At 64.8% G+C, this 491-nt stretch carries 1 protein-coding gene; it reads left to right on the top strand.

Going from position 1 to position 491, the window contains the following annotated elements:
• The coding region (locus E0T84_RS31625) for an MspA family porin (RefSeq protein WP_371726392.1) at positions 1-491 on the top strand (491 nt) is incomplete at both ends.

Below are 491 nucleotides of genomic sequence, written 5' to 3'. Positions count from 1 at the left end.
ATAGGCGCGGGCACTTCCCATGCCGGGCTGGACAATGAGCTGAGCCTGGTTGATGGTCAGGACCGGACGCTGACCGTTCAGCAGTGGGACACCTTCCTCAATGGTGTGTTCCCGTTGGACCGCAACCGGTTGACCCGTGAGTGGTTCCATTCGGGTCGGGCCAAGTACATCGTGGCCGGCCCGGGCGCCGAGGACTTCGAGGGCACCTTGGAGTTGGGCTATCAGATCGGCTTCCCCTGGTCACTCGGTGTGGGGATCAACTTCTCCTACACCACCCCGAACATCCTGATCGACGATGGTGACATCACCGGTCCGCCCTTTGGTCTGGAGTCGGTGATCACCCCGAACCTGTTCCCGGGTGTGTCGATCAGCGCGGATCTGGGCAACGGCCCGGGTATCCAGGAAGTGGCCACCTTCTCGGTGGACGTGGCCGGTCCGGCCGGCGGTGTGGCGGTGTCCAACGCGCACGGCACGGTGACCGGTGCGGCCGG

This window comes from Mycobacterium sp. DBP42, from assembly GCF_005924235.1.
GTDB lineage: Bacteria > Actinomycetota > Actinomycetes > Mycobacteriales > Mycobacteriaceae > Mycobacterium > Mycobacterium syngnathidarum.
Note: the sequence above shows the minus strand (reverse complement) of the source record. Positions and strands in the feature narration are given on the sequence as shown.